This window comes from [Chlorobium] sp. 445 (genome assembly GCA_002763895.1).
In the GTDB taxonomy this organism is placed as follows: domain Bacteria; phylum Bacteroidota; class Chlorobiia; order Chlorobiales; family Thermochlorobacteraceae; genus Thermochlorobacter.
In genome coordinates, this window is record NSLH01000067.1 from 1 (window position 1) to 1690 (window position 1690).

The following is a 1690-nucleotide window of genomic DNA, read 5'->3' on the forward strand; positions in this document are numbered from 1 at the left end:
ATCAAGATGACAATGAAGAATATTAATACGAAGAGACTTAAGGTACAGTACTAATATTCCGATGGCAGCATATCGAAATCTAAGAGAGTGGGTTACAAATCGTTTTGTAGTATAGTCTTGTATCATTAAAATCTGTGTGTTGAAAGAGGCAAAATACACTCTGATATTTCTTCTCGTGATTTCCCATGCTATATCTTCGGCAACGCTATAAGCTCCACCTCTCATTCCAGATCGAGCAGGTACACATATCATCACCCCTGAGATTCGATTTGCGTCAGCGTCAGAGTTTGAAAATTGATTGGGTTGAGAGTTAGGAATCAGATATATGTGCATACACTTCCTCACGGATACGGCGGACAATTGTTGCCCAACTGTAGTTGCTTACGATGAGATCGCGGGCATTCTGACCAAGAGTCCACGCAAAATCCGGATCGTTCAAGAGCCGAAGGATGCTCTGTGCCAATGCCGCCGCATCGTTCGGTGGCACTAACAAGCTGGTTTGGTCGTGAGTAACACATGCCGCAATACCAGCAATGTTGGTGCCAATAAATGGAGAACCACACGCGAGTGCTTCTAGCATAGTGCGTGGTAGCCCCTCACTGAGCGAGGGCAGCACGGTAACGTGTGCAGATGAGTAATAACGAGGAAGAGCGTGCTTATGTAGCCATCCGTGCCAAGTAATGTGATCAGCAATTCCTAATGCCTGTGCTTGTGCCACTAGTTCAGTACGCTGTGCGCCATCGCCAATCACATGGAGATGTGCAGTAGGTACGTACTGAATCACAGCGTGCATTGCTTGAAGTAATGTTGCAACGCCCTTTTCGGGCGATAGCCGCCCAACATACACAATGCTGTATTGATTTTTTGGTAGGCTAAGTTGCTTACGCGCATCTTGGATTGGGCTAAATAGTTCTGTATCTATACCGTAAGGAATAAGTACGAGCTTTTCGGGGTGCGTACCGGTTCTAGCCCACCAGAGCATCATGTCAGGCGTAGTTGCAATCACCCGCACACATCGGCGAGCAGAGATGGCTGCGGCAATTTTGAGAACGGTCGTCATTGTCCAATCAAAAGGATTGCCTTGCTGAATGCGCTCATAGATGTTGCCGGGAACGCTGAGTACAATATTATGGTGATTAGACATAATACCGAATACAGCAGTGGAAAGGTATTCAGGAGCTTGAATTACATCTATGTTGGGAATAGTACGGATGATCCGCCATCCAACCCAAACCAACAAGAGATGTCCAATGGCATTGCGATAGAACCACGTTGGTATCTGCATGCGGTGTAATATAACCCCATCTGGAGGACTAACTTCTGATGTATATGGGGCAACAATATGAACCTCTTGCCCTTGCTCAATAAGGTGGGAAGCCCAATCCCACACAATATCACTCAGCCCAGAAGCACCGGGCTTGTCTCGTTCAAAAACGTAATCAAACAGAACTATCTTGAGTGGCCGTTCCTGTCTCTGTTTTGACTGTTGGATCATCTCCGCACCTCCGTATACACTTGCCGCATCGCTGCTATCACCCTCTCCGGTGCGAACTGCTGCGCCCGCGCTAGCCCAGCCCCCCGCAACACCGCAGCGTAGGCGGGATCATCCAAGATCGCCCGCATGGCGCGTGCAATGTCTGCCGGATCCGCCGGATCACCCAGCACACCTGCACCGCCCAGCACCTCTGGC

Annotated in this window: 3 protein-coding genes; all 3 read right to left on the reverse strand. The window is 48.8% G+C overall.

Features of this window, described 5'->3' with window-relative positions:
- The coding region (locus tag CMR00_12700) for a hypothetical protein (GenBank protein PIO47006.1) at positions 1-252 on the reverse strand (252 nt) is incomplete at its 3' end.
- Between the two features lie 58 nt (positions 253-310).
- Positions 311-1495: a hypothetical protein gene (locus CMR00_12705; GenBank protein PIO47007.1), complete on the reverse strand. Its 1185-nt coding sequence runs from the start codon at positions 1493-1495 to the stop codon at positions 311-313.
- On the reverse strand, positions 1492-1690 hold a 199-nt coding region (locus CMR00_12710; GenBank protein PIO47008.1), incomplete at its 5' end, for a glycosyl transferase family 1. The genes CMR00_12710 and CMR00_12705, both read right to left, overlap by 4 nt.